The 23,285-nt window shown below is 72.9% G+C and carries 19 protein-coding genes and 1 pseudogene; 15 read left to right on the plus strand and 5 right to left on the minus strand.

The window, feature by feature from the left end:
• Positions 1-146: 146 nt before the first annotated feature.
• Together lpdA and ACFVYI_RS04520 are read right to left on the minus strand one after the other, a co-directional pair.
• Positions 147-1,553, minus strand: a complete 1,407-nt coding sequence (gene lpdA / locus ACFVYI_RS04515) for a dihydrolipoyl dehydrogenase (protein ID WP_387881489.1) — start codon at positions 1,551-1,553, stop codon at positions 147-149.
• Between the two features lie 192 nt (positions 1,554-1,745).
• Positions 1,746-3,251: a M28 family metallopeptidase gene (locus ACFVYI_RS04520; RefSeq protein WP_387881673.1), complete on the minus strand. Its 1,506-nt coding sequence runs from the start codon at positions 3,249-3,251 to the stop codon at positions 1,746-1,748.
• A 228-nt stretch (positions 3,252-3,479) separates the two neighbouring features.
• Between ACFVYI_RS04520 and ACFVYI_RS04525 the strand changes: the two genes are divergently transcribed.
• The 3 genes from ACFVYI_RS04525 (at position 3,480) to ACFVYI_RS04535 (ending at position 5,936) form a co-directional block, all read left to right on the plus strand.
• Positions 3,480-3,656 carry an antitoxin gene (locus tag ACFVYI_RS04525; RefSeq protein ID WP_387881491.1) on the plus strand — a complete coding sequence of 59 codons (177 nt, stop codon included), beginning with the start codon at positions 3,480-3,482 and terminating at the stop codon, positions 3,654-3,656.
• A gap of 383 nt (positions 3,657-4,039) precedes the next feature.
• Positions 4,040-4,525, plus strand: coding sequence for a cation:proton antiporter regulatory subunit (locus tag ACFVYI_RS04530; protein WP_387881492.1), 486 nt, complete (start codon positions 4,040-4,042; stop codon positions 4,523-4,525).
• 4 nt (positions 4,526-4,529) lie between these two features.
• Positions 4,530-5,936, plus strand: a complete 1,407-nt coding sequence (locus ACFVYI_RS04535; RefSeq protein ID WP_387881494.1) for a cation:proton antiporter — start codon at positions 4,530-4,532, stop codon at positions 5,934-5,936.
• A 19-nt stretch (positions 5,937-5,955) separates the two neighbouring features.
• Here ACFVYI_RS04535 and ACFVYI_RS04540 read toward each other — a convergent pair whose 3' ends face one another.
• On the minus strand, positions 5,956-6,171 hold the full coding sequence (locus ACFVYI_RS04540; protein WP_387881496.1) for a hypothetical protein: 216 nt from the start codon (positions 6,169-6,171) through the stop codon (positions 5,956-5,958).
• A 74-nt stretch (positions 6,172-6,245) separates the two neighbouring features.
• Between ACFVYI_RS04540 and ACFVYI_RS04545 the strand changes: the two genes are divergently transcribed.
• Positions 6,246-6,830 carry a TetR/AcrR family transcriptional regulator gene (locus tag ACFVYI_RS04545; RefSeq protein WP_387881497.1) on the plus strand — a complete coding sequence of 195 codons (585 nt, stop codon included), beginning with the start codon at positions 6,246-6,248 and terminating at the stop codon, positions 6,828-6,830.
• The gene (locus tag ACFVYI_RS04550; RefSeq protein WP_387881499.1) at positions 6,827-8,215 is read left to right on the plus strand and encodes an MFS transporter; all 1,389 of its coding nucleotides are present in this window, start codon (positions 6,827-6,829) and stop codon (positions 8,213-8,215) included. The genes ACFVYI_RS04545 and ACFVYI_RS04550 overlap by 4 nt, the downstream gene beginning before the upstream one ends.
• A 54-nt stretch (positions 8,216-8,269) precedes the next feature.
• Here ACFVYI_RS04550 and ACFVYI_RS04555 read toward each other — a convergent pair whose 3' ends face one another.
• Positions 8,270-9,670: an MATE family efflux transporter gene (locus tag ACFVYI_RS04555; protein WP_387881501.1), complete on the minus strand. Its 1,401-nt coding sequence runs from the start codon at positions 9,668-9,670 to the stop codon at positions 8,270-8,272.
• A 158-nt stretch (positions 9,671-9,828) separates the two neighbouring features.
• On the opposite strand from ACFVYI_RS04555, the gene ACFVYI_RS04560 reads away from it, so the two are divergent.
• From ACFVYI_RS04560 to ACFVYI_RS04605, 10 genes and pseudogenes are all read left to right on the plus strand, one after another.
• Positions 9,829-10,371 (plus strand): PadR family transcriptional regulator, encoded by a 543-nt coding sequence (locus tag ACFVYI_RS04560; protein ID WP_387881502.1) that lies wholly within the window; start codon positions 9,829-9,831, stop codon positions 10,369-10,371.
• Between the two features lie 218 nt (positions 10,372-10,589).
• Positions 10,590-11,495 (plus strand): class I SAM-dependent methyltransferase, encoded by a 906-nt coding sequence (locus ACFVYI_RS04565; RefSeq protein WP_387881504.1) that lies wholly within the window; start codon positions 10,590-10,592, stop codon positions 11,493-11,495.
• A gap of 175 nt (positions 11,496-11,670) precedes the next feature.
• Entirely contained in the window at positions 11,671-12,294 is a 624-nt protein-coding gene (locus ACFVYI_RS04570; protein ID WP_387881505.1) for a hypothetical protein, read from the plus strand.
• A gap of 109 nt (positions 12,295-12,403) precedes the next feature.
• Positions 12,404-13,318, plus strand: a complete 915-nt coding sequence (locus ACFVYI_RS04575) for an acyltransferase domain-containing protein (protein WP_387881507.1) — start codon at positions 12,404-12,406, stop codon at positions 13,316-13,318.
• 260 nt (positions 13,319-13,578) lie between these two features.
• Positions 13,579-13,725, plus strand: a pseudogene (locus tag ACFVYI_RS04580) (PadR family transcriptional regulator); the annotation flags it as partial.
• Between the two features lie 344 nt (positions 13,726-14,069).
• Positions 14,070-14,939, plus strand: a complete 870-nt coding sequence (locus ACFVYI_RS04585) for an oxaloacetate decarboxylase (RefSeq protein ID WP_387881675.1) — start codon at positions 14,070-14,072, stop codon at positions 14,937-14,939.
• Entirely contained in the window at positions 14,936-15,292 is a 357-nt protein-coding gene (locus ACFVYI_RS04590) for a hypothetical protein (RefSeq protein WP_387881508.1), read from the plus strand. Before ACFVYI_RS04585 ends, ACFVYI_RS04590 begins: the two co-directional genes overlap by 4 nt.
• A gap of 212 nt (positions 15,293-15,504) precedes the next feature.
• A complete protein-coding gene (locus ACFVYI_RS04595) occupies positions 15,505-16,632 on the plus strand; it encodes a bile acid:sodium symporter family protein (protein WP_387881510.1) in 1,128 nt (375 codons plus the stop codon).
• Between the two features lie 1,005 nt (positions 16,633-17,637).
• Positions 17,638-18,498, plus strand: coding sequence for an alpha/beta fold hydrolase (locus ACFVYI_RS04600; protein ID WP_387881512.1), 861 nt, complete (start codon positions 17,638-17,640; stop codon positions 18,496-18,498).
• 480 nt (positions 18,499-18,978) lie between these two features.
• Positions 18,979-20,463 (plus strand): IPT/TIG domain-containing protein, encoded by a 1,485-nt coding sequence (locus ACFVYI_RS04605; RefSeq protein ID WP_387881514.1) that lies wholly within the window; start codon positions 18,979-18,981, stop codon positions 20,461-20,463.
• 220 nt (positions 20,464-20,683) lie between these two features.
• Here the strand turns inward: ACFVYI_RS04605 and ACFVYI_RS04610 are convergent, their stop codons facing one another.
• Complete coding sequence (locus tag ACFVYI_RS04610) at positions 20,684-23,155, minus strand: FG-GAP-like repeat-containing protein (protein ID WP_387881516.1); 2,472 nt, start codon at positions 23,153-23,155, stop codon at positions 20,684-20,686.
• Between the last annotated feature and the right edge of the window lie 130 nt (positions 23,156-23,285).

The following is a 23,285-nucleotide window of genomic DNA, read 5'->3' on the forward strand; positions in this document are numbered from 1 at the left end:
CACCATGGCCAATCGAGGATGATTGGCCTGGGTACGGAGCCGGCGGGTGGCAGGTCGGCCCGATGCGGTCCCGGGCGCCGGGCGGACGATCCTGGCGCCCGCCCGGCGCCCTGCGTGCGGGGCCGTGGCCCCGGCATGAGCCCGCGTCACATGTTGATCATGTGACCGGCCAGGCCGTGGATGGCCTCCTTGACCGCCTCGCCGAGCGTCGGGTGGGCGTGCACGTTGCGGGCCACCTCGTGCACGGTGAGGTCCCACTGCTGGGCCAGGGTGAGCTCCGGCAGCAGCTCGGTCACCTCGGGACCGATCAGGTGGGCGCCCAGCAGCTCGCCGTGCTTGCCGTCACTGATGACCTTGACGAAGCCGATCGGGTGGCCGAGGCCGTGCGCCTTGCCGTTGGCGGTGAACGGGAACTTGGCGACCTTGACGTCGTGGCCCAGCTCGCGGGCCTGCGCCTCGGTGTAGCCGAAGCTGGCGATCTGCGGCTGGCAGTAGGTGGCGCGCGGGATCATCGCGAAGTCGAGCTCCATGGTCTCGGCCCCGCCGATGGTCTCGGCGGCGATCACGCCCATCGACTCGGCCGCGTGGGCCAGCATCAGCTTCGCCGTCACGTCACCGATCGCGAAGATGTGGTCGACGCTGGTGCGGCCCCGGCCGTCGACGTCGATGGCGCCCCGGTCGGTGAGCTTCACCCCGGTGTTCTCCAGGCCGTAGCCGTTCACCCGGGGCGCGAAGCCGATCGCCTGGAGCACCTTGTCGGCCTCCAGCACCCGCTGCTGCCCGTCGCGGGTGACGGTGACCCTGACCTTGGCGGCCGGGTCGCTGTCGTCGATCGACTCCACCCGGGTGGAGGTGAGCACCTCGATGCCGAGCTTGCGGTACTGCTTGCCGAGCTCGGTGGAGACCTCGACGTCCTCCAGCGGCACCATCCGGTCGAGGAACTCGACGATGGTGACCTTCACGCCGTAGTTGTGCAGCACGTACGCGAACTCGACGCCGATCGCGCCGGCGCCCGCGATGATGATGCTGCCCGGCAGCTCCTCGGTGAGGATCTGCTCCTCGTAGGTGACCACGCGCTCGCTGAGGCTGGTGCCGGGGAGCAGCCGGGTGGTGGCGCCGGCCGCGATGATGCAGTGGTCGAAGGTGACGACCTCGAAGCCGCCGCCGGTCAGCGCGACCTGGAGGGTGCGGTCGTCGACGAAGGTGCCCCGGCCGTCGTACTCGGTGATGCCGTTCTTCTTCATCAGGTAGTGGACGCCCTTGACCCGGCCGTCGGCGACGGTCCGGCTGCGGCGGAACGCCTCGCCGAAGTCGAAGCTCACCGTGCCCTCGACCTTGATGCCGAAGGTCTTGGCCTCCTTGGTGAAGATGTGCGCCAGCTCGGCGTTGCGCAGCAGTGCCTTGGAGGGGATGCAGCCGACGTTGAGGCAGACCCCGCCCCAGTACTTGGCCTCGATGACGGCGGTCCGCAGGCCCAGCTGGGAGGCGCGGACGGCGGCGGTGTAGCCGCCGGGGCCCGCGCCGAGGACGACGACGTCGTAGTGCGTGCTCATGATGCTGACTCCTCCGAGGGTGTCACGGTGACGTGATCTCGGTGCCATGGTGTCAGGAGCCCGCGCGGCGCACTCATCGACCCCGGCCGATCGGCCTCCCGCCCGGGTACGGCCCGCCGGAGCCGGGCGGGGCACGGCGGGCAGGTCGGCGCACGGCCGGGGGCCCCGCACTGCGGCGGGGCCCCCGGGCGGTCAGGCCGCGACCTCGTGCGCGTGGCCCTCCTGCAGGCCGCCGCCGCTGCCGGCCTGGCCGTCGGTGTGCTGCGGCGTCACCGGCGCGTGCAGCGAGGAGAGGTCCCAGGCGTAGGTGCCGACGGCGTCGGCGATCACGTCGATGTTGACGTCGAAGGCCTTCATGTCGAGGTTGCCCAGGTTGTCGCAGGCCTTGTGGTAGCACTTGTCGAACGCCACCCCGGCGGTGCCGCCGTAACGCGCCGCCTGCGCCGCGGACTTGATCACCTCGGCGCCGGTGTCGGTGCCGCCGGCCGGGATGCCGGCGTCGATGAACGGGCCGTAGTCGGAGCGGCCGGTGAAGTCGGTGCCCTCGTGCGGCAGGCCCCGGCGGTCCAGGTAGTCGGTGATGCGCCGCTCCAGCTGCGCCGAGCCGTCCGGGCCGGGGCCGGAGCCGACGTGGTCGGAGTCGTCGCCGTCGTAGACGAACTGGGCGGAGTTGGGCGAGGCGATCATGTCGAAGTTCAGATAGAGCTTGATCTTCTTCTGCTCGGCCTCGGGGAGCGACGCCACGTAGGCCTCGGAGCCCTTGAGGCCGAACTCCTCGGCGGACCACCAGGCGAACCTGACCTTGTTCTTCACCGGCCGGTTGCCGAGGTTCTTCGCCACCTCAAGGACGCCCGCCGAGCCGGAGCCGTTGTCGTTGATGCCCGGGCCCGCCACCACGGAGTCGAGGTGGGAACCGATGACGACGGTGTTCGCCGGGTCGCCGCCGCGGGTCTCGGCGATGACGTTCCAGGTCTTGCGCTTCTCCATGAAGGTGCGGATGTCCAGGCCGACGGTGACCGGGCCGGCCGCGGCCTTGGCGACCAGCGCCTCGCCGGCCGCCTTGCCGATCCCGCCGGTCGGGAGCCGGCCGGCCGTCGGGTCCCCGAGGGTGCCGTTGAGGTCCCCGTCGGTGTTGTTGTACACGATCGCGCCGAGCGCGCCCGCGTCCGCCGCCGCGGCCGCCTTGACGGCGAAGCTGCAACCGCCGCGCTTGATCAGCGCGATCCGGCCGGTGAACGCGCCGGCCGCGTAGTCGCCCGCCTCGCAGCCGGTGGTGTCGTCCGCCGGTACGACGGCGAGCGGGGCGGTCAGACCGCCCTCCGGGCCGCCGACGGAGTACGTCATGGCGATCACCGGCACGTCCTCGGCCTGCGGCGACACCACGCTCAGCCGCTGCGCGAGCGCCTGGAAGAAGGTGTACTCGAACTCCTGCTTCGACACCTTCAGCCCGGCCTGGCGGGCCTGGTCGTAGACGTAGCGGGCGGACTCGTCATGGCCGCGCGAGCCCGCCACCCGGTTGCCGCCGTTACGGTCCGCGATCCGCTGGAGCGCCGCCAGCGTGCGGTGGGCACTGCCCGCGCTGCTCTCGTCGACGAGCCTTGCGGCAAGCTTGGCGCCCTTGCGGCCCGGGTCCGGATCGGCCGCGGCGCTCCCGGTACCGACCAGCAGCAGGGGGGTCACCAGGGCCGCCACCGCCAGCGCGGAGCTCGCGACCCGGCGGGTCCGGGCAGTCCCCGGGCGGGGTGAGGCGGTCGGGCGGCTGGTCCGAGCATTCACGGCAAGTCCTTCCGAGAGTCCATGGAGATCCCGATTTGACATGCTCGGAGCCACATTTCCAACCCTGACGCGAAAGCTGACCGGATGCGGACATCCGACCGCGCGGTGATCCTGGAGGGGTGGGGTCGTCTCATCCAGGAGTGTGACCGAATGTCCATGATCGACAAGATCAAGCAGATGCTGAAGGGCCACGAGGACCAGACCGACAAGGCCGTCGACAAGGCGGGCGACGCCGTCGACCAGCGGACCGAGGGCAAGTACAGCGGCCAGGTCGACACGGCCCAGGAGAAGGCCAAGGAGCAGTTCCGCGACCAGCCGCCCCAGTAGCCCGCCGGCACCGCTCGGCCACCCGTGCAACGGACACCCCGGTCCGGCCCGCGCGACCACGCGCACGCCCGGACCGGGGTGCCGTACGTTCGCCCCCCGCACGACGGTCCCCCGAGCAGCCCCGTGCACTCCGCGAGCACCCCGGGCATCCCCAGGCACCCCTCGAACGGCTGCGCCCCGAGCGCCCCTCCGGACACCTTCCGACCCCCTCCCATCAGGAGGGCTTTGCACACTCATTACCATTGGCACGGTAGCGCTTCCGCGTGTCGCACGCGGTGCGGCGCCGGCCGGCCCGTCGGGGCCGCCGGCCGCCCGCCGGGCCGGCCCTGTTCCGGCAGCTGTCGCGCACGCCAGCGGGAAGCCCTGACGAGAGGACAGCCGCCGTGTCGATCCCCCGTGTCCGGACCACTCCCCTGCCCGGCGTCGGCGTCCAGTACGACCTGACCACCCGAGAACAGCGGCACCTGTCCGTCATCGCCCACCGGGACGGCTCACGCAGCCTCAACGTGTACCGCTCGGACGACCCCGACGCCTGCGCCCAGGCGTTCCGGCTGACGGCCGAGGAGTCCACCGCCCTGGTCGACGCCCTGACGCCCGCTCACCACAACCCGGGCCTGCTGCACACCACCGACCTGGGCCTGGTCGCCGAGCGCCTCCCCGTCGACGGCACCTCCCACTGGAACGGCCGGCTGCTCGGCGAGACCCGGATGCGCACCGCGACCGGCGCCTCGATCGTCGCCGTGCTGCGCCGCACCGGCGCCGTCCCCTCCCCCGCACCCGACTTCCGGCTGGCCGGCGGCGACATCCTGATCGTGATCGGCACCCGCGAGGGCGTGGACGCCGCCGCCGCGATCCTGGGCAGGGAGTGATCGGATGCACACCGCCAGCGTCTTCATCGAACTCGGCTCGGTCATCCTGGTGCTGGGCCTGCTCGGCCGAATAGCCGGCCGGTACGGTTTCTCTCCCATCCCGCTCTACCTGCTCGGCGGACTGGCCTTCGGCAAGGGCGGGCTGCTGCCGCTCAGCGCCAGTGAGGAGTTCGTCGCCACCGGCGCCGAGATCGGCGTCGTCCTGCTGCTGTTGATGCTGGGTCTGGAGTACACCGCCGCCGACCTGGTGACCAACCTGAAGGCCCAGTACCCGGCCGGCGCCGTCGACTTCCTGCTCAACGCGCTGCCCGGCGCGGCGGCCGCGCTGCTGCTCGGATGGGGCCCGGTCGCCGCCGTGGTGCTGGCCGGTGTCACCTGGATCTCGTCCTCCGGGGTCATCGCCAAGGTGCTCGGCGACCTCGGCCGGCTCGGCAACCGGGAGACCCCGGTGATCCTCAGCATCCTGGTGCTGGAGGACCTGGCGATGGCCGTCTACCTGCCGATCCTGACCGCACTGCTGGCCGGCGCCGGGCTGCTCGCCGGCTCGCTCACCCTCGCCATCGCGCTCGCCACCGCCGGCGCCGTGCTCTTCGTCGCACTCCGCTACGGTCGGGTGATCTCGAAGTTCGTCTCGCACGACGACCCGGAGAAGCTGCTGCTGGTCGTCCTCGGGCTCACCCTGCTGGTCGCCGGCCTCGCGCAGCAACTCCAGGTGTCGGCGGCGGTCGGGGCCTTCCTGGTCGGCATCGCCCTCTCCGGCGAGGCCGCCGAGGGCGCGCACACCCTGCTCAGCCCGCTGCGGGACCTCTTCGCGGCGGTCTTCTTCGTCTTCTTCGGGCTCAGCACCGATCCCACCAGCATCCCGCCCGTCCTGCTGCCCGCGCTGCTGCTGGCCCTGGTCACCGCGCTCACCAAGGTGGCCACCGGGTACTGGGCCGCCCGCCGTGCCGGGATCGCCGAACGCGGCCGCTGGCGGGCCGGCGGGGCGCTGGTCTCGCGCGGGGAGTTCTCGATCGTCATCGCCGGCCTGGCCGTCACCGCGGGCATCGAACCCGAGCTCGGACCGTTCGCCACCGCGTACGTGCTGATCCTGGTGGTCACCGGACCGCTCGCCGCCCGGTACACCCAGCCCGCTGTGGAGCGGCTCGGAGCGCTGCGCGGCCGCGGGCGCTGGGCACCCGCCGTGCGGGACGCGCCGGCCGCCGAACGGCTGCCGGGGACCGGCCCGGAGGACGGAATCGCGCCGGAGGGTGCCGCACCGGACGGACCCGCGAAGGACGGACCCGCGCACGACCGGTTCGCACCGGACGGACTCACGCCGGACGGACTCGCGAAGGACGGACCCGCGCGGGGCGAACTCGCGCACGACGGACTCGCGCAGGAGCAACCGGCCAACGGACTCCCGCGCTGACCACGGCCCCGGGGGCGGATCAGGAGGCCCGATCCGCCCCGGGGTCCACGCCCGGCCCCGCGGCCGGCTCCGCCCGCGGGTGCGCCGTCGGGCCCGCCGCCCGGTCCGCCCCGGGCTCGGGCTCGGGCCGGGCACCGCAGTTCGCGCAGGGCTCCGGCCCGGTCCGCTCGCGCAACCGCCCGCACTCCGGGCAGACCCGGTCCAGCCAGCAGGCCGGTTCGCCGACTTCGTCCATACCGCCGATTCTGCCCGGCCCACCCCTGCGACGGCGAGTAGACACTGTCTACTCCACCCTGGTAGACAGTGTCCATGAACGATCAGGACACGGGCCTGCGGGCCCGACTGGTGGCGGCCGGCGTCGAACTGGTGACCGGCGAGGGCGTCCACGCGCTCACCCTGCGCGAGATCGCCCGCCACGCCGGCGTCTCGCACGGCGCGCCGCGCCGCTACTTCGCCACCCACGTCGAGCTGCTGTCCGCCATCGCCCGGCACGGCTTCGACGAACTGGCCGCCGCCCTCGCCGCCGCGGACCAGGCCGCGGGCACCGGCCCGCGCGAACGCCTCGCCGCCCTCGCCCGCGCCTACCTCGACTACGCGGCCGCCGCGCCCGGCATGTTCGAGCTGATGTTCCGTCACGACCTGCTGGAGGGCAGCGGCATCGGCCTGCGGCAGACCAGCCTTCCGCTCTTCGAGACCTTCACCCGCCTGGTCGCCCGGGTGCGGCCGCCGAGCGGTGCGGAGCCCGCGGCCGTCGCCGGTGCGCTCTGGGCCAATCTGCACGGCCTCGCCCAGCTCCGTGCCTGGGGCAGTCTGCAACTCGCCACCGGCGGCGACGACATCGAGCCGCTGCTGCGCGCCGCCCTGGCCGCCCACCTCGGCCCGGAGGAACGGTGACCACGTCCGCGCGCCAACGCCTCACCCTCGCCGGCAGCATCACCGGCGCCTCGATCGTGGCACTGGACGGCACGGTGCTCACCGTCGCCCGGCCCACGATGCAACACGACCTGAACGCCTCCTTCACCGCCGTGCAGTGGACCAGCACCGCGTACCTGATCGCGGTCGCCAGCCTGCTGGTCTTCGCCGGGCGGCTGGGCGACCGCTACGGCCACCAACGCGTCTTCGCCATCGGCGTGCTGGGCTTCGCCGCCACCTCGGCCGCGATCGGCCTGGCGCCCGGCGTCGGCTGGGTGATCGGCCTGCGCGTCGCCCAGGGCGTGGCGGGCGCGCTGCTGCAACCGGCCACCCTGGGCATGCTGCGCGCGGCCTACCCGGCCGACCGGCTCGCCATGCCGATCGCCCTGCGCACCAGCGCGATCGGGCTGGCGGCCGCGGCCGGACCGGTCGTCGGCGGGGCACTGACCGCCCAACTGGGCTGGCGGGCCGTCTTCTTCCTCACCGTCGCCCCCGCCGTCGCGGCCGGGCTCGCCGCCCTGGCGGTGCGGATTCCGCAGCCGCCCGCCGACCCGGCGACCGGATCCCCGCGTTCGCTCGACCTGGCGGGCGCGGGCCTGCTCGCGGCGGCGCTGGTCTGCCTGGTGCACACGCTCGTCGGCGTGCCCGAGCACGGCCGGACGGCCACCACGCTGTTCGGCCTCGTCGCCGCCGCACTGCTCGGCTTCGCCTTCTTCCACCAACAGCGACGTGCGGCGCACCCGTTGCTGCCGCCGAGGGTGATCGCGTCGCCCACGGTCAGGTCCGCGCTCGGGGTACTGCTGACCGCGTCCGCGGCGCTCTTCGGGACACTGTTCCTGGCCACCTACTTCCTGCAGGACGTACTCGGCCTGGACCCGTTCCAGTGCGGGCTCCGGGCGCTGCCGCTGGCCGTCACCATGGTGGCCGCCGCCCCGGCCTCCGCCGTGCTGATGCGCCGCCACGGGGCCCGCGCCACGGCCGGGGCGGGAATGCTGCTGGTCACGCTCGGCGCCGTGCTCGCCGCCCGGTTCGACGAGTCGTCCGGAGCCCTCGCGACCGGCAGCAGCTTCCTCCTGCTGGGCACCGGGTTCGGCACGGTGATGGTCACCGCCACCGCCGTTCTCGTCCGCGATGCCTCGGTGGCCGACGCGGGCGTCGCCGGGGGCCTCCAGCAGACCGTGATGAACATCGGCCCCACCCTCGGCACGGCCGCCGCGACCCTGCTGAGCGCGGGCCGGCCGCTCCTGACCGCCATGGGCCCGGCCCTGCTCACCCTCGCGGCCGTGGCCGCCGTCGGCGCCCTGCTCACCACCCGGCTCCCGGGGCAGGCCCGGGCAGCGGTGGCCGAGGTGCAGCGGCCGGGCTGACCGCGCCGAGCACTCACAGCGGGTGAGTCGGGCGCAGGTCGAGGGGCCGTGGCGTCATTCCGCCGGCGCCGACGACCGGTTGACCCCGGTCCCCGACCCGGCCGGTGCGGCGGGGCCGGCGGGGTGGGCCGGTGCTGCGGCGCCGGCCGGTGCGGACAGCCCCGGCGGTACGGGCCGTCGGCGGTTCACCGCCGGCAGGCGCATCAGGCCCAGTTGCGTCACCGCGCCGATCGACATGCCGGCCCAGAGGCCGTCCACCCCGAACGGGCCCGACAGCGCCACGCCGGCGGCGAGTTGGACGGTGAGCCCGAGCAGAACGGCCACCACCAGCGCGCGGCCCGCCCCGGTGGCCTGGAGCACGCCACCGAGCGCCACCACCAGGGCGTACGGCAGCAGGTAGAGCCCGGCCATCCGCAGGAAGCCGACGGACTGGGCGGCCAGCGCCCGGTCCTCGGTGAACAGCGCGGTGACCGGCACCGCCAGCGCCGCGCAGAGCACGGCGGCGCCCGCGCCGAGGGCTCCGGCCAGCCGGGCGGTGTCGCGCCCCAGGGTGCGCAGCCCGTCCGCGTCACCCGCGCCGGTGAGGCGGGCGGCCTCGATGGCGGCGGCCTGCCGCACGGCGTAGAAGGACATCGTCACGATCAACAGCACGCGGTAGCCCACCCCGTAGCCGGCGACGGCCGGGACGCCGAAGGCCGCGACCAGGCCGAGCTGGGCCGTGCCGACGCCCATCCGGGCGGTGAAGTCGAAGCCGAACGGCGCGCCGGCGAAGACGATCCGGCGGGACTCCGGCAGGAGCCCGCCCGCCGGGGCGCTCAGCCGCTGCCGCCGCCGGAGCAGCACCGTGACGGCGAAGGCGGTGGCGCGCGAGGCGGTCAGCGCGACGGCCGCGCCCGTCACGCCGAGCGCCGGGAGCGGTCCGGTGCCGAAGATCAGCAACGGGTCGAGGAGGAGCAGCAGGGCATTGCCCAGCAGGGCGAGCCGCATCGGCGTCCGGGTGTCACCCGTGCCCTTGAAGAGTTCGTCGGCCACCCGCTGACCGAAGAAGAGCCCGACCGCGGGAAAGGAGACCGCGAAGTAGTCCGCGGCGAGTGCGGCGGCGGGGCCGTCCAGGAAGGCCTCCGCGATCGGGTGGCGCAGCAGGAAGCCGGGCACCGCGAGCACCAGGCTGCCGCAGGCACAGAGCCGCCAGGCCGCCCGCGCGGTACGGCCGGCCGCCGCGAGGTCCCCGGCGCCGACGGCGTGCGAGATCCGCACGGTGGTACCGGAGCCGACCACCAGGATCAGACCGAGCAGCAGGTTCTCGACGGTGCCGGCGAGGGTGACGGCGGCGACGGCCGAGCCGCCGAGCCGGCCCACCCAGAACGTCCCGATGACCGTGGCGATCACCCCGGACAGGAGCCCGGCGTAGACCGGCCCCGCCAACCCGATCAGCCTCGACAGGTGCCCTCGCATGGTCGCTCCCCCGGTTCCGTCGGCTCCACGACCTGCTCAGCCGTGTGCTCGCCGCCTCGCCCTCACTATCTCGAATAGAGATACCTCGTTTCGATGCACATCGGCAAGAGGTAGCATGACGGCCGGACGGAGCGCGCGACGACGGAAGGGCTTCACCGGTGCTCACCCTCGCGATCCTCGGCTTCCTGTACGACGAGCCGCTGCACGGCTACGAGTTGAAGTCACGGATCACCGGCCTGACCGGTCATGTCCGGCCCGTCAGCGACGGCGCGCTCTACCCCGCCATCGCGCGCCTGGAGAAGGCCGCACTGCTGGAGCGCCACCAGGAGCCGGGCAGCGGCGCCGTGCCGAGGCAGATCCTGGAGCTCACCGCCGACGGCCGGGCCGAGCTGGAGAGCCGCCTGGCCGACCCGGCCGAGGCCGAGATCTCCGACCAGATCCGCTTCTTCACGGTGACCGCCTTCCTCGACCGCCTCACCGACCCGGCCGCGCAGGCCGCGGTGCTGCGGCGGCGGCTGGCGTTCCTGGAGGCGCCGAGCAGCTTCTTCTACGACGCGCAGGGCCGGCCGGTCACGGCCGAGCAGGAGCCCAGCCCGTTCCGGCGGGGCATGCTGCTGGTCGCACGCGCGTCCGGCGCCGCCGAGCGGGCCTGGCTGGTCGCGACGATCGCCGAGCTGGAGCGCGACCGGGCCTCCTCCTGAGCCGGGCCGTGGGGCCGGGCTTCGGACCGGACCTCGGACCGGACCTCGGCCGGGCCTTCTCATCCGGGTCGCCGAGGGCGTGCGGGGGTCGGCGGACAGGGGTGCGAAATGATCCGTCGAATCCCGTTCCGACCCTGGCGCAGCAGGGCGTTGTCGTCGCTATGATGATCCGCCTCACACCATGGCGCCGCCGCGGGGTGAACCGTACGCGCCGGGCCATGCCCGCACCCCTGGAGGCCGCCGTGCCCACTGCCGACACCGGAACCGCCCGCCCGCAGCACCTGACGCGGGACGGCATCCCCGGCTGGTTCTTCAAGGTCGACCAGGAGGCCTTCGCCCACTTCCTCGCCGAGCAGAGCACGGCGGGCCGCACCGGCGACATCCTCGAACTGGGCACCTACCTCGGCCGGAGCGCCGTCCTGCTCGGCGACCACCTCCGGTCCGGCGAACAGCTGACCGTCTGCGACCTGTTCGACTCCGAGGCCGGCGACGCCGACAACGCCGCCGAGATGACGATGTCCTACCGCAAGACCCTGACCAGGACCGCCTTCGAGTCCAACTACCTCGCGTTCCACCCGCAGTTGCCGGTCATCGTGCAGGCCCCCACCTCGGTGCTGGCCGACCACCGGATCCCGGACGGCAGCTGCCGCTTCGTCCACATCGACGCCTCGCACCTCTACGAGCACGTCGCCGGGGACATCGAGGTGGCCCGGGCCGCGCTGGGCGAGAACGGACTGGTCGCGCTCGACGACTACCGCTCGGAACACACCCCCGGCGTCTCGGCGGCGGTCTGGCAGGCCGTGTTCACCGGCGGGCTGCGGCCGGTGCTGCTCACCCCGATGAAGTTCTACGGCACCTGGGGGGACGCCGAGGCGCTGCAGCGGGTGCTGCTCGCCCGGGACTGGCGGGCCGGCGGCTACACGGTGGACGAGGACTCCATCGCCGGTGCACGGGTGGTGCGGCTGAACTACGCGGTCAAGCCGGGCTCGGTCCAGCCGCACCGCTCGGCCCCCCGGCGCCTGGCGCTGGACCTGCTGCCTCCGGTCGCCACCCGCGCGACCAGGCGGCTCCTCCAGGCACTGCGCGACCGCCGCGCCACCAGGCCGGTGGTCCGGACCGGCTGATCCGGCCGCCGGCCCGAACCGGCCGGGCCGCCGGGCGCCGTCCGGTCCCGTCCGGTCCCGGCCGGGCCTCGACCTGGTAACCGGTCGGGGCCCGGGCGACCGGCGTCGACCGCGGTCGGTAGGGTGTCGCGATGCACCGAACCATCACCCTGCCGACCCGCGCCGAGCTGCTCGGATGAGCGCCTTCGTCCCGCCCGAGCCGCCGGCCTTCGCCGCCGCCTCGCCGCGCGAGCGGACCGCGCGGATCGTCACCGAGACCCTGGCGCCGGCGCACCTGGTCATCGCCCTCCTCCTGCTCGTCGGCGCCCACAGCACCGAGGGCTGGTCGGGGACCGGCTGGGGACTGCTGGCCGCACTGTTCTGCGGCGTGGTCCCGCTGGGCATCATCGCCCTCGGGGTGCGGCGCGGCACACTGACCGACAAGCACATCCGGATCCGCCGCCAGCGCGTCGTCCCGATGGCCGCCAGCCTGCTCTCGGTGGTGGCGGGTGTGGCACTGCTGTACGCGCTGGACGCTCCCGCGGAGGTGGGCGCCCTGGTCGTCGCGATGCTGGCCGGTCTGGTGTCGGCGCTGGCCGTCACGGTGTGGTGGCAGGTCTCCCTGCACAATGCCGTGGCCGGCGGCGCCGCGATGATCCTGGTGCTGGCGTTCGGCCCGGTGGTCCTGCCGCTGGCGGCGGCCGCGCCGGTGGCCGTGGGCTGGTCGCGGCTGGTGCTGAAGGCCCACACACCCGCGCAGGTACTCGCCGGGACAGCGCTCGGCGGCATCTGCGCGCTGGTGTTCACGCTGCTGCGCTGAGCCCCGGGCGCCCTCGGCGCCCCCTCCTCCCCAACCACCCCACCCGTCACCGCCGTTCCCCGATAGGGTCGGCGGGTCGCTGTCGGGCCGGGCCTTGAGGAGGGTCTCCGTGGAGCCGTTCACGCTGCCGGACACGGAGCGGCTGCCCGAGGCGCTGCTCGAACTCGCCGTCCCGTTCGACGAGGTGAACGCCGTCCTCGCCGTGCGCACCGCGCTGGCCCGGGACCGGGGGCTGCGGACCGCCTTCGACGAGGTCCTGCGCGAGCAGTCGGCGGCGGTCGGGACGGTCGGTCGGCCCTCCGGATTCGCCGGCGGCCGGCCGGCGGGGTTCGACGGCCCCGGGCACCTCCTGACCCTGCTCTTCGTCGCCCTCGCGCCGCACACCCGGGCGTACCACCGTGCGCTCGGGATCAGCCCGGCGGTGACCCGGACCACGCTGGCCGATCTCGGCCGGCAGCTGGTGGTGAGCCGTTGGCGGGGCCACCCCGGCGGCCTGGGCAACCCCGCCTGGCTGACCCTGCACTTCCGGGGCGAGCTGTACCAGCTCGGACGGCTCCAGTTCCAGCGCAAGCGGCTCACCGGGCCGGACGCCGAGGCGGCCGCCGAGGCCGGGTTCGGCCCCCGGTGCCTCCAGCTCCACATCCCCGACCACTGCGGCCCGCTCTCTCCCGAGGCCTGCGACCGCGCGCTCGCCCGGGCCCGCGGGTTCTTCGCCCGGCACTTCCCCGGCGAGCCGTACCCGGCGGCGTGCGTCTTCTCCTGGCTGCTCGACCCTCAGCTCGGCCGCTACCTGCCGGCGGACTCCAACATCGTCCGGTTCCAGCAGCGGTTCACCCCGCTCCGCCCGCCCGGCGAGCCGGAGGACGACAACCCGCTCCGCTACGTCTTCGGGGACTCCGGCCAACCGCTGGACTCGCTGCCCCGGGACACCCCGCTCCAGCGCGCCCTGATCGACCACCTGCGCGCGGGCGGCCACTGGTACGTCGCCGGCGGATGGCTGAGGCTCGGCGACCACGGCGGCTGACGCGGGCCCGGTCCTGCAGGGGCGGCGGGCCGGGATCCGGGGCCGACCGCGGCGCCGTCACCGCGCGGCCGGTGCGGGCCGCGACGCGAGGGGTCGTCCCCGTCGATCCGCCGGGGGCCGGGCGGTGAGCGAGGTGGGCGGCCCCGGCGTCCGGGCGGAGGCGCGACCGACCTGCCGGATCGTCATCACGTGCTGCACTTCCCCTGCTTCTCGGCAGAAAGGCCGGCGGTACATACCGTCAGCCTCACTGTGACGGCGTCATGAATCATCGCGCTCCACAGGAACCGACGACGCTTCTGCTCACGGCTCTCGCCGGTGCCCCGCGCCACGGCTACGCACTGATCACCGAGGTCGCCGAGATCTCGGGCGGCCGGGTCGAGCTCCGCGCCGGCACGCTCCACGGGGCCTTCGCGCCCTCACCGAGACCGGCACGGAGTCCTCGCGGCCGAGGCCGAACGCCTCCAGACCCCCCTGGGGGCCGAGCGCCGCCCCGCCACCGACTTTTCCCATGCCAGTCATATCAATATGAGCATTCATCACTCACACGAGGGAACTTCCTTTAAAGATTTGCCCACGGAACATTAAAGGCCGCATAGTGAGAACGCCTCATTTGGCCCTAGCAATGGCCAAGTTCAGGCAAAGTCCCGTGCGCGTCGCGTGCGGGGTGGCGACCAGCTGCCGGCTGGTCGAGCCACCCTCAGCGCCGCGCCCCACCTTGGCAAGTGAGGAGAAGGCAGTGCTTCACGGAGACATGGCGCCGGGCTACGGACAGCGCCTCCGCGAGGACATCGCGGCCCAGGGAACGACCCCGCTCATCGGCGTCTACGACATGTATTCGGCGTCGATCGCGGCTGAACACTACAACGGCATGTTCGTCTCGGGATTCGGCTTCGCGGCCTCCTACTACGGCCTGCCCGACATCGGCTTCATCGCCTGGCCGGACATGGTGGCCTTCGTCGAGCGGCTGCGCGGGGCATTCCCGCAGCACCACCTCCTGGTCGACATCGACGACGGTTACGTCGATCCGGAGGTGGCCTGCCACGTGGTGCGCAGGCTGGAGCGGATCGGCGCCTCCGGCGTCATCCTGGAGGACCAGAAGCGCCCGCGCCGCTGCGGTCACGCCGACGGCAAGCAGGTACTGCCGCTGGAGGAGTACCTGGAGAAGCTCGATCAGGTACTCGCCGCCCGCACCGACCTCCTGGTGGTGGCCCGGACGGACGCCACCGAGGAGAGCGACATCCTGCTTCGGGCCGAGGCGCTCGCCGCCACCGACGCCGACGTCGTCCTGGTGGACGGGGTGCGCAGCGAGGAGTGGATCGGGCGGATCCGGCAGGTCGTGGGCGACAAGCCACTGCTGTTCAATCAGATCGCCGGGGGCAAGTCTCCCCGGCTCTCGCTGTCCGAGCTGGGAGAGCTCGGCGTGGACGTCGCCATCTACAGCACTCCCTGCCTGTTCGCCGCACACCGCGCGATGGACGAGGCGCTGGCCGGACTGAAGGTGGCCGACGGCCGGCTGCCGGCCCCCGCCGAGGAGAGCCCGCAGATCGGCGTCCGCGAGTCCACCGAGCTGCTGGAGCGGAACATCGCCCGCCCGCGCCGGCGCGAGGCGGTGCGGGCGTGACGTCGGCGGTGCGCGGGTCCGTCCCGGGTGGCGCGCTGCCGGGTGGCGCGCTGCCGGGGGCGGCGGCCCTGTGGCGCCTGGCCGTCGCCGGGCTGCTCGGGGCATGGGCACTGCTCGGCTGCGCCGCGTCGCCCGCAGTGGCCGGCGGCAGTCTGATCACGGTGATCGACAATTCGCATGCGGACTCGCTGGTGAGTACGGACTCCCTCCTGGAGATCGACAAGGCGGGCAACCTCCAGACCGGACAGGGCACGGCAGGCAGCGACCACGGGCCTGCCAATGCGCTGGTGGGCACGGTGTTGGGGCTCGCTCCGGTCAGTGCGGCCGACTCGGCGGCAGGGAGCGGCGAATGAGCGGCGGGCTCCGGCACCGGGCGCCTGGACCCGGTGCCGGTGGGCCCGACCTTCCGGAGACGGCAACCTCGGAGACGGCAACCTCGGAGACAGTCACCTTGGAAACAGTCGCCTCGGAATCGGAAGGCCGGGAGGCCGAGGTCCCGGGGTGCGGGCCACCCGTACCGGGGGCAGTGCCAGGTACGGCATCGGGTACGGCACCGGACACCTCAGTGGCCGCCGCTCCCAGGCCGGGCCCGAACCGGCCCGGGCTCCGGCTGCGGGGCCTCGACCCGTACGTGGCGGCGCTGGCGGGCACCGTGCTGCTCGCCGCGCTGCTGCCGGCCACCGGACGGACCGCCCATGCGGCCGAGCTGGCCTGCGATCTCGCGGTCGGGCTGCTCTTCTTCCTCTACGGCGCCCGGCTCTCCGCCCGTGAGACGTTGGCCGGGCTGCGCCACCTCCGGCTGCACGGGCTGGTCCTGGCCTGCACCTTCGTCCTCTTCCCCCTGCTCGGGCTCGCCAGCGCCGCACTGACGCCCCGGCCGCTCACCGAACAACTGCAGACCGGGGTGCTGTTCCTCTGCCTCGTTCCGTCGACGGTGCAGTCCTCGGTGGCGCTCACCGGCGCCGCCCGGGGCAACGTCCCGGCAGCGATCTGCGCGGGCACCTACTCCAGCCTGGCCGGCCTGCTCCTCACACCTCTGCTGGCCGCCTGGCTACTGGGCGCTCACACCACGCTGTCCGCGGACGGCCTGCTGCGAATCGGTGTGCAACTGCTCGCTCCGTTCCTCCTCGGGCAGGCGCTGCGCCCACGCATCGGCAGCTTCCTGGCCCGGCACAAACGGCTCCTGACCCCGGTGGACCGGGGCTCGATCCTGCTCGTCGTCTACACCGCGTTCAGTGCGGCGGTGGCCCAGGGCATCTGGAGCATGACCACTCCCACCGCGCTGCTCGGTCTGCTGGCGGTGCTGCTCGTGCTGCTCGCCGCCACCCTCGGCTTCGCCCGGCTCGGCGCGCACCTGCTGGGGCTCGACCGGGCGTCCGGCATCGCGGCCGTCCTCTGCGGTTCGCAGAAGAGTCTGGCGAACGGCCTGCCGATGGCGACCGTCCTGTTCGGACCGCAGGCCGGGCTCCTGGTCCTGCCGCTGATGGTGTACCACCAGCTCCAGCTGATCGCCGGCACCCTTCTCGCCGGCCGCTGGTCACGGGCGCCGGACACATCCGGAGAGGAGTCGCCCACACCCCTGGCGGGGATCGAGGCCGATCCGGCGGGCAGGCCCGACGCAGCTCCGGAAACCACCCCGGCCCCCGTGGTCACGATGTCGGCAGGTGCGGCACCGGACGGCTCATCAGGGTAGAGAATGCTCCACATGACGATGTGAAGAGCACCTCACGACCGGCACCGGTGGCTCAAGGTCGGGTCCTGGGAGACGGTCTCCGACGGGGATCGACGGATCTGTGCCGCCTGCGGCACACCCGTCCGCTCCTACCAGTACCGCTACTATCCGCCGGAGTCCTCCAGTTTCGAGCGGTGCATTGGGTTCGCCTGGTGCTCGGGCTGCCGGATCTTCTCCGGCGCAATGGTGTACGTCCCACGTAGGCGGGTCCTGGTGGACGCCCTGGCGTCGCTGCCCGGCGACCAGCGGGAGCGTCTCCTTCGTGGGAACGAAGCCAGGCTGATCGCTTATCTGGACAAGCACCAGGAAGCCGGCACATGACCGAACCGGTGGTCATCTGTCAGAGCAGCCGAGGGGTACCGGCCTCACCGTCCACGGCACTGAGGCCGGCTCACGCTGCGGATGGTCAGGTCCGGACGGTCGGAGCACTCGGGGCGCCCGGGTCGCCCGTGGCCGTGAGGGCCGTGGATGGCAGAGCGGGCAGAGCGGGCAGCGTGGCCGGGGGCGGCGGGGCCGTCCAGCTCGCGGCGTCGGGCGCGAACGGGCCGTGGCGCTCCCCGAGCAGGGCGAGCGCCCGCTCCACCTCCCGGTGGAGAGGTCCGGGGCCACTACGAGGTCCACGAGCAGGTCGAAGGTGTCGATGCCGATCCGCGTCCGCCGATTTGGAGCGCCCACGTGCGGCGTGTAGCACCACCTGCACGCGCATCCGCAGCCGGTGCTCGGTCGTGTGGCCGTAGGCCGTCTTCCTCAGCCGTTCGCGCTCGGCGGCGCGCAGGGTTATCGGGCGGGTGGCGGCAACGGGCAAGGCAAGCGGGCCGATCGGGAGAAGTGGAACACGACCCACCGAAGCGCGCCGTATCCGGGGACCGGCGCGTCGGGCAGGACGAGCGTCGTGCCCACGCGTTCGGAACGCCCCTGGCCGGCAATGCGTGGCGGGTTCTGGATGGCCGGTGTCAGGATGACCGGATGCCGACATTTCGTGCTCCGGACGGAACCCGGCTCGCCTACCGCACCGTGGGGGAGGGCGATCCGCTGATCTGTCTCCCCGGGGGCCCGATGCAGGCCTCCGCCTACCTCGGTGACCTGGGCGGCCTGCCGGCCGCCGCAGGGCGTTCCCTCGTGCTGCTCGACCTGCGTGGCACAGGGGAGTCCGAGACCCCGGCCGACCCGTCGAGCTACCGCGTCGACCGGCAGGTGGACGACCTCGAAGCGCTCCGGGCTCACCTCGGACTGGAGCGGATCGACGTGCTGGCCCACTCCGCCGCCGGCGACCTCACGCTGCTCTACGCCGGCCGGTATCCGCAGCGGATCCGGTCGCTGGTGCTGGTGGCCGCCCGGGCCCGGGCGGCCAAGATCGAGTCCCCTCTCGAGGAACAGCGCGAGGCGCTCGCGCTGCGTAGCGGCGAGCCCTGGTACGACGAGGCGGTGCCCGCCTTCGAGCGGGCGATGGCCGGGGAGGCGACCGACGACGATCGGCGATTCCTGGACCGCCTCACCTACGGCCGCTGGGACGCGGCGGCGCAGGCCCACGCCGCCTTGGGCGAGGACGGTGACAACGAGGAGGCCGCTCACGCCTACCCCGGCCCCGGAGCGTTCGACGACGCGGACGCTGCGCGCGAGGTGCTGGCCAGGCTCGACGCGCCGGTGCTGGTGCTCGCGGGCGAGCTGGACCCGTCCCCTCGCCCGAACAAGGCTGCGGAGATCGCGGCGCTCTTCCCGCGCGGGGAGTTCGTCGTCCAGCCTGGCGCCGCGCACGTCCCGTGGCTGGACGATCCGAAGTTCTTCGTCCGGACCATCGGCGAATTCCTGAGCCGGAGCGACGCGTAGTGGTCGGCTCCTGAGTCAACCCCCGAAGGTATCTGAACCGGCGCCTCAACCGCGGAGCCGGTGTCGCACTGCCATTGGAAGGGGGCTTGGACCCCGGACTCCTGCCGGGGCGGTATCCCCGTCGAGGCACAGGGGCGGGCACCGGGCAGCACCCCGTTGCTCAACGGGGTGACCGCCGGATCCGAGTCTGCACACTCGCCACTTGACACTCCAGCTCATGGGATGTCCGTCAAGTCAGCGTGTTGAGAGGCCGCCTGTTGTGCGAACCGACCGACTCGCCATCGCCCACCAGACCGCACTCCCCCTCGCAGCCGTCCTCATCCGGAGTTGCGGATGCCCGAAGAGAGACAGGCCTTAGCCCGATCACCTGATTCGGAACCTCCCGGGGCTGACGTTCCCTCAGATATCCGCACCAGAAAATATATTGAGTACGACCTATCCGGCTCGTTCGACGATCGAGTGAACACCCGAGGAGTGATCATGACGGAAGACCTGAGTGCACTGCCGCCCGGCGTGACCATGACCCTGGCCGCGATCGCGGCGACCGGGGCGTCCCCGCGTCCGTCCGGGGAGACCCTGGTGGTGCAGAAGCAGCGCATCTCCAACGGCATCGTCCAGCAGCTCTCCGACAAGACCCTGGCGACGCAGGGCAACTGGGGGCTGGCCTGGCTCGGGCTGAGCCCGGACAACGCCAACATGGCGTACATCGCGAAGGGTCCGTCGAGCCAGTTCGCCGTGGTCGTCCGTGGGACGGTCGGCAACGCGATCGACACGATCGAGGACCTCGACGTCGGCACGGTGGTCCCGTTCACGGTCGGCGGGCCGTCGCCGGTCTCCGTCTCGAAGGGCGCCATGACGGCGTTCACCCAGGTCGTCACCATGACCGATGAGTCCTCGGCGGCTGGTGCCGGCCTCGTGGAGGCACTCGCCTCCCTGCTCAAGCCCGCCCCGGGGGCGACGGTCTACGTGGTCGGTCACAGCCTGGGCGGCTGCATCGCGACCATGCTCGCGCTGTACCTGCAGGCCCAGACCTGGAACGACTCGCCGCAGTTCGCCGTGAGCACCTTCGCCGCCCCCACCGCCGGTCTGAAGGACTTCGCCAACCGCTTCAACTCCGTGAAGTGGGCCCTGTACCAGGGCTACGTCAACAAGTACGACCTCGTGCCGCTGGCCTGGGCCGGTCTCGACACCGCCACGAGCTGGTACCCCGCCCCCGGTCCGGTCGCGCCCCTGGTCGTCAAGGACGTCCTCATCCCGGGGATCAAGGGCCTCAGCGGGCCCAACGAGTACGTCCAGCCGACCACCACCGTCCTCCCGCTGAACACGGACTACAAGGCCTACGACCCCAAGGTACTCAAGAGCTCGACCCAGGACTTCCTGGCCCAGGTCGCCTTCCAGCATGCCAACGCGACCTACCTGAGGCTGTTGAACTCCCCCGTACCGGCCCCCGCGCCGGTAGTGGACAGCATCAGCCCCCGGGTCGGTGCCCCGGGCACGCAGATCACGATCACCGGCAGCGGCTTCGACTCGGAGAGCACGGTCGACTTCGGTACCGTCCCGGGTGTACCGCCCAACCTCGTCAGCGACACCCAGATCACCGCGATCGCGCCCGCCGGAGTCGGTGTCGTCGACGTCCGCGTCACCAACAACCTCGGCACCTCCCCGGCCGTCCCGTTCGGGCAGTTCGCCTACGGCGGCCCGGAACCCGTGGTGGTCACCGGCATCGTCCCGGACAGCGGGAAGCTCGGCACCGGCGTCACCATCAACGGCGTGGGCTTCGGCGGTACGCCCACCGTGTACTTCGGTGACCGCACCGCGACTGCCACGGTTGTCTCGCCGACCCAGATCAAGGCGACGGTACCGCTGCCGGATCCCAAGCAGCCCAAGACCATCGACGTCAGAGTGCGGGTGGACGGCTACCTGTCTCCCGCCGTTCCGGTCGACGAGTTCACCCACACCGGCTGATCCGGAGATCGACGGGACCGTCCTGCGGTCAGGTGCCGCACCGGACCGCGGACGCGAGGGACACCGACGGTGGTGGTGCCCGGCCTCGGCACCACCACCGTCGGTGGTGTCCGGCGGCGGGTCGGCGGATGAAGTACCCACATGACCGCGCCGTCGCTCTCGGCGCGGGACCCGGGCTGTGCGCAGCCCGGGTCCTGGCCGATCACCGCTCCCAGGCCACCTACCCGACCTGGTTCAGCCAGGCGTCCACCGCCGAATCCGGCGCGACCATCAGGTAGTCGGCCCGGCGGTCGCCGTTGACGTCGGCGAAGCGGAGCTTGTCCCGGGTGGCGCCGCCGACCCCGGAGGCGAACACCCCCTGGTTGATCCAGCCGCCTTGCCCGGTGCCGCCGTTGTTGACCCAGGCCAGTACGGCTCCGTTGTCCTGGACCACGAGGTAGTCGTCGCGGCCGTCGCCGTTGATGTCCGCGAACCGGAGCTTGTCCCGGGTTCCGCCGTCCACTCCCTCCGCGAACAGGCCGCGCGGCTGCCAGGAGGGGATGCCGTTGTCGCCGGGGGTGTTGCGCCAGACGTGCACTCTCCCTACGGAGTCGACCACGAGGTAGTCGTCGCGGCCGTCGCCGTCGTAGTCGGCGAACCTGACCAGCTCCCCGGTGACGCCCTGCACTCCCGGTGCGACCAGGCCCAGGCTGTACCAGGACGGGACGCCGCCGTTGCCCGGGGTGTTGAGCCAGGCGAACACGGCCGCGTTGTCCTGCACGACGAGGTAGTCGTCGCGGCCGTCGCCGTTGATGTCCGCGAACTGCACGTGGTCCCCGGGTGCGCCCGTCCCGGGCGCGATGACCCCGAGGCCGGACCAGGAGGGCTTGCCGCCGTCCCCGGGGGTGTTCAGCCAGGCGCGGACGGCCCCGTCAGCCTGCACGACGAGGTAGTCCGCGCGGTTGTCGCCGTTGATCTCCGCGAACCGGACCTGGGCGCCGGGGACGTTCGGGCCGGCTCCGGTGGCGATCCGGCCCCAGTTCTTCCACACCACGGGCACCACCGGCGGGGCGCACGGGTTCCCTCCCTCCTGTCCGCCGGCCACCGGCGCGAGCAGGCCCTCTGCCGCCGCGTGCGCGATGGCCTCGGTGAACGCCCGGCCCATCTTGCGGTAGCCGGTGTCGTTGGGGTGCAGCTGGTCGTACAGGTCGGCGGTGGTCACGGCGCTCATGTCGACCAGCCGCACCCGCTTGCCCTGTGCGGCCATCTCCTGGATGAGCGGGGTGATGCTCCGGTTGTACTCCTGGATGCGCGCGCCCACGTCCGGCTTGGTGGACGGCACGAGCGTCGCGACCAGCACGGTCACGCCGGGCAACAGGTGGAGCGTCCGGTCCACCAGGGCGGCCAGGCGCCGCGGCGCCGAGTCGACGAGGTAGTTCTGGTTCATGTCGTTCGTGCCGGCGTGCAGGGTGACGATGTTCGGCCGGTAGTACGGCAGCGAGCACTCGGCGACGTCGGCGATCTGGTCGATGCGCCACCCGGAGTGGCCCTCGTGGTCGTGGTCGGGCACGATGCCGGCGGCCTGCGAGCCCACGAAGTCCACCTCCGCGTTCTGCGACTTCAGCCCGTCCCACAACTCGGCCCGGTAGCTGGACTGCGTCGCGCTGCCGGTGCCCAGCGTGATCGAGTCGCCGAGCGGCATCACCCGCGCCTGGGCGAGGGCCAGCGGGATGCCCCGGCGGTTCGCCTCGGAGACGACCGCCGCCCAGATCCGCGCCGACAGGGCCTCGAACATGGCGCCGCCGCCCGCGACGAGGTCGCTGATGGTCTCGCCCGCCCACGAGCGGATGGACGTGGCCAGGCTCTTCAGCCCGCGGCCGACGGTCGCCGCCGCCCCGGCCAGGTTCTTGACCATCCAGGGCTTGCCCACGTCCCATCCGGCACCGGGGAGCAGCGCGCCGACCAGCCCGAACGCGAGCGCCTCCGCCCACAGTTGGGGGTCGGTGGCGGCGCGGCCCTGGAAGTAGGCGGTCATCATGTACCCGGTGAAGGTCCCGAAGCCCTGGGAGGCGGCCGAGCAGAAGTCGACGAACAGAGCTCCCGCGGGCGGAGGGACGAAGGAGATGCAGAGCCCGAAGACGGCCGCGCGGACCGCCGTCGCCGTCACCAGGACGGCGACCGCCCTGAGCCACGTCCCCCAGGACGCCTGGCCGACCTCTGAACGCGGGACGACCACCGCGATGCCCTGGTCCGTCGCCCGGAGCGTGCCGTCGAAGGAGAAGTCGTCGACCGAGTCGATGTCGACCAGGTCGAGCGGCGCGCCCTGGAAGTACTGCCGCTGACTCCTCAGCAGGTCCAGTGCCTGGTCGCTCAGCCGTACTCCCGGCCGGTACACCCGGTCGATCGCGTCCTGCATCATCGCCCGGTTCACGCCGTCGAAGACGTAGTCGATCACCACGTCATCGGCGGCGACGTTCAGCATCGGGTGCGCGGCCCGCGCCTCGTCGCCGCAGGTGACGCGCGACCCGCCCGCCGTGACGCCCGCGGCCGCCGCCAGCCCGCAGGCGGAGCGGACGTCCCGCGCGGACGGGGCCGGCGTGATCCCCTTGGCCAGACCCAGCGCCAGGACCAGCGCCAGCCCCAGCGCGAGCAGGGAGAACGACGGACGCGGCGCCCGCCCGCGTGCGCGGGGTCCCCCGCGGTGGCTTCTCATGTGAACTCACTCCCGTAGCCCGGCCGCTCGGAGCGGGCGATCGTCATGGGACGCGGGAGCGTCCGCGACCGCATCGTGGCGCATCCCGCCCCGCCCCGGGCGCGGGGCGCCACATCATCAGCCGCTGTTC

Origin of the sequence: Kitasatospora sp. NPDC058218, assembly GCF_042882445.1 — a bacterium.
Classification (GTDB): Bacteria; Actinomycetota; Actinomycetes; order Streptomycetales; family Streptomycetaceae; genus Kitasatospora.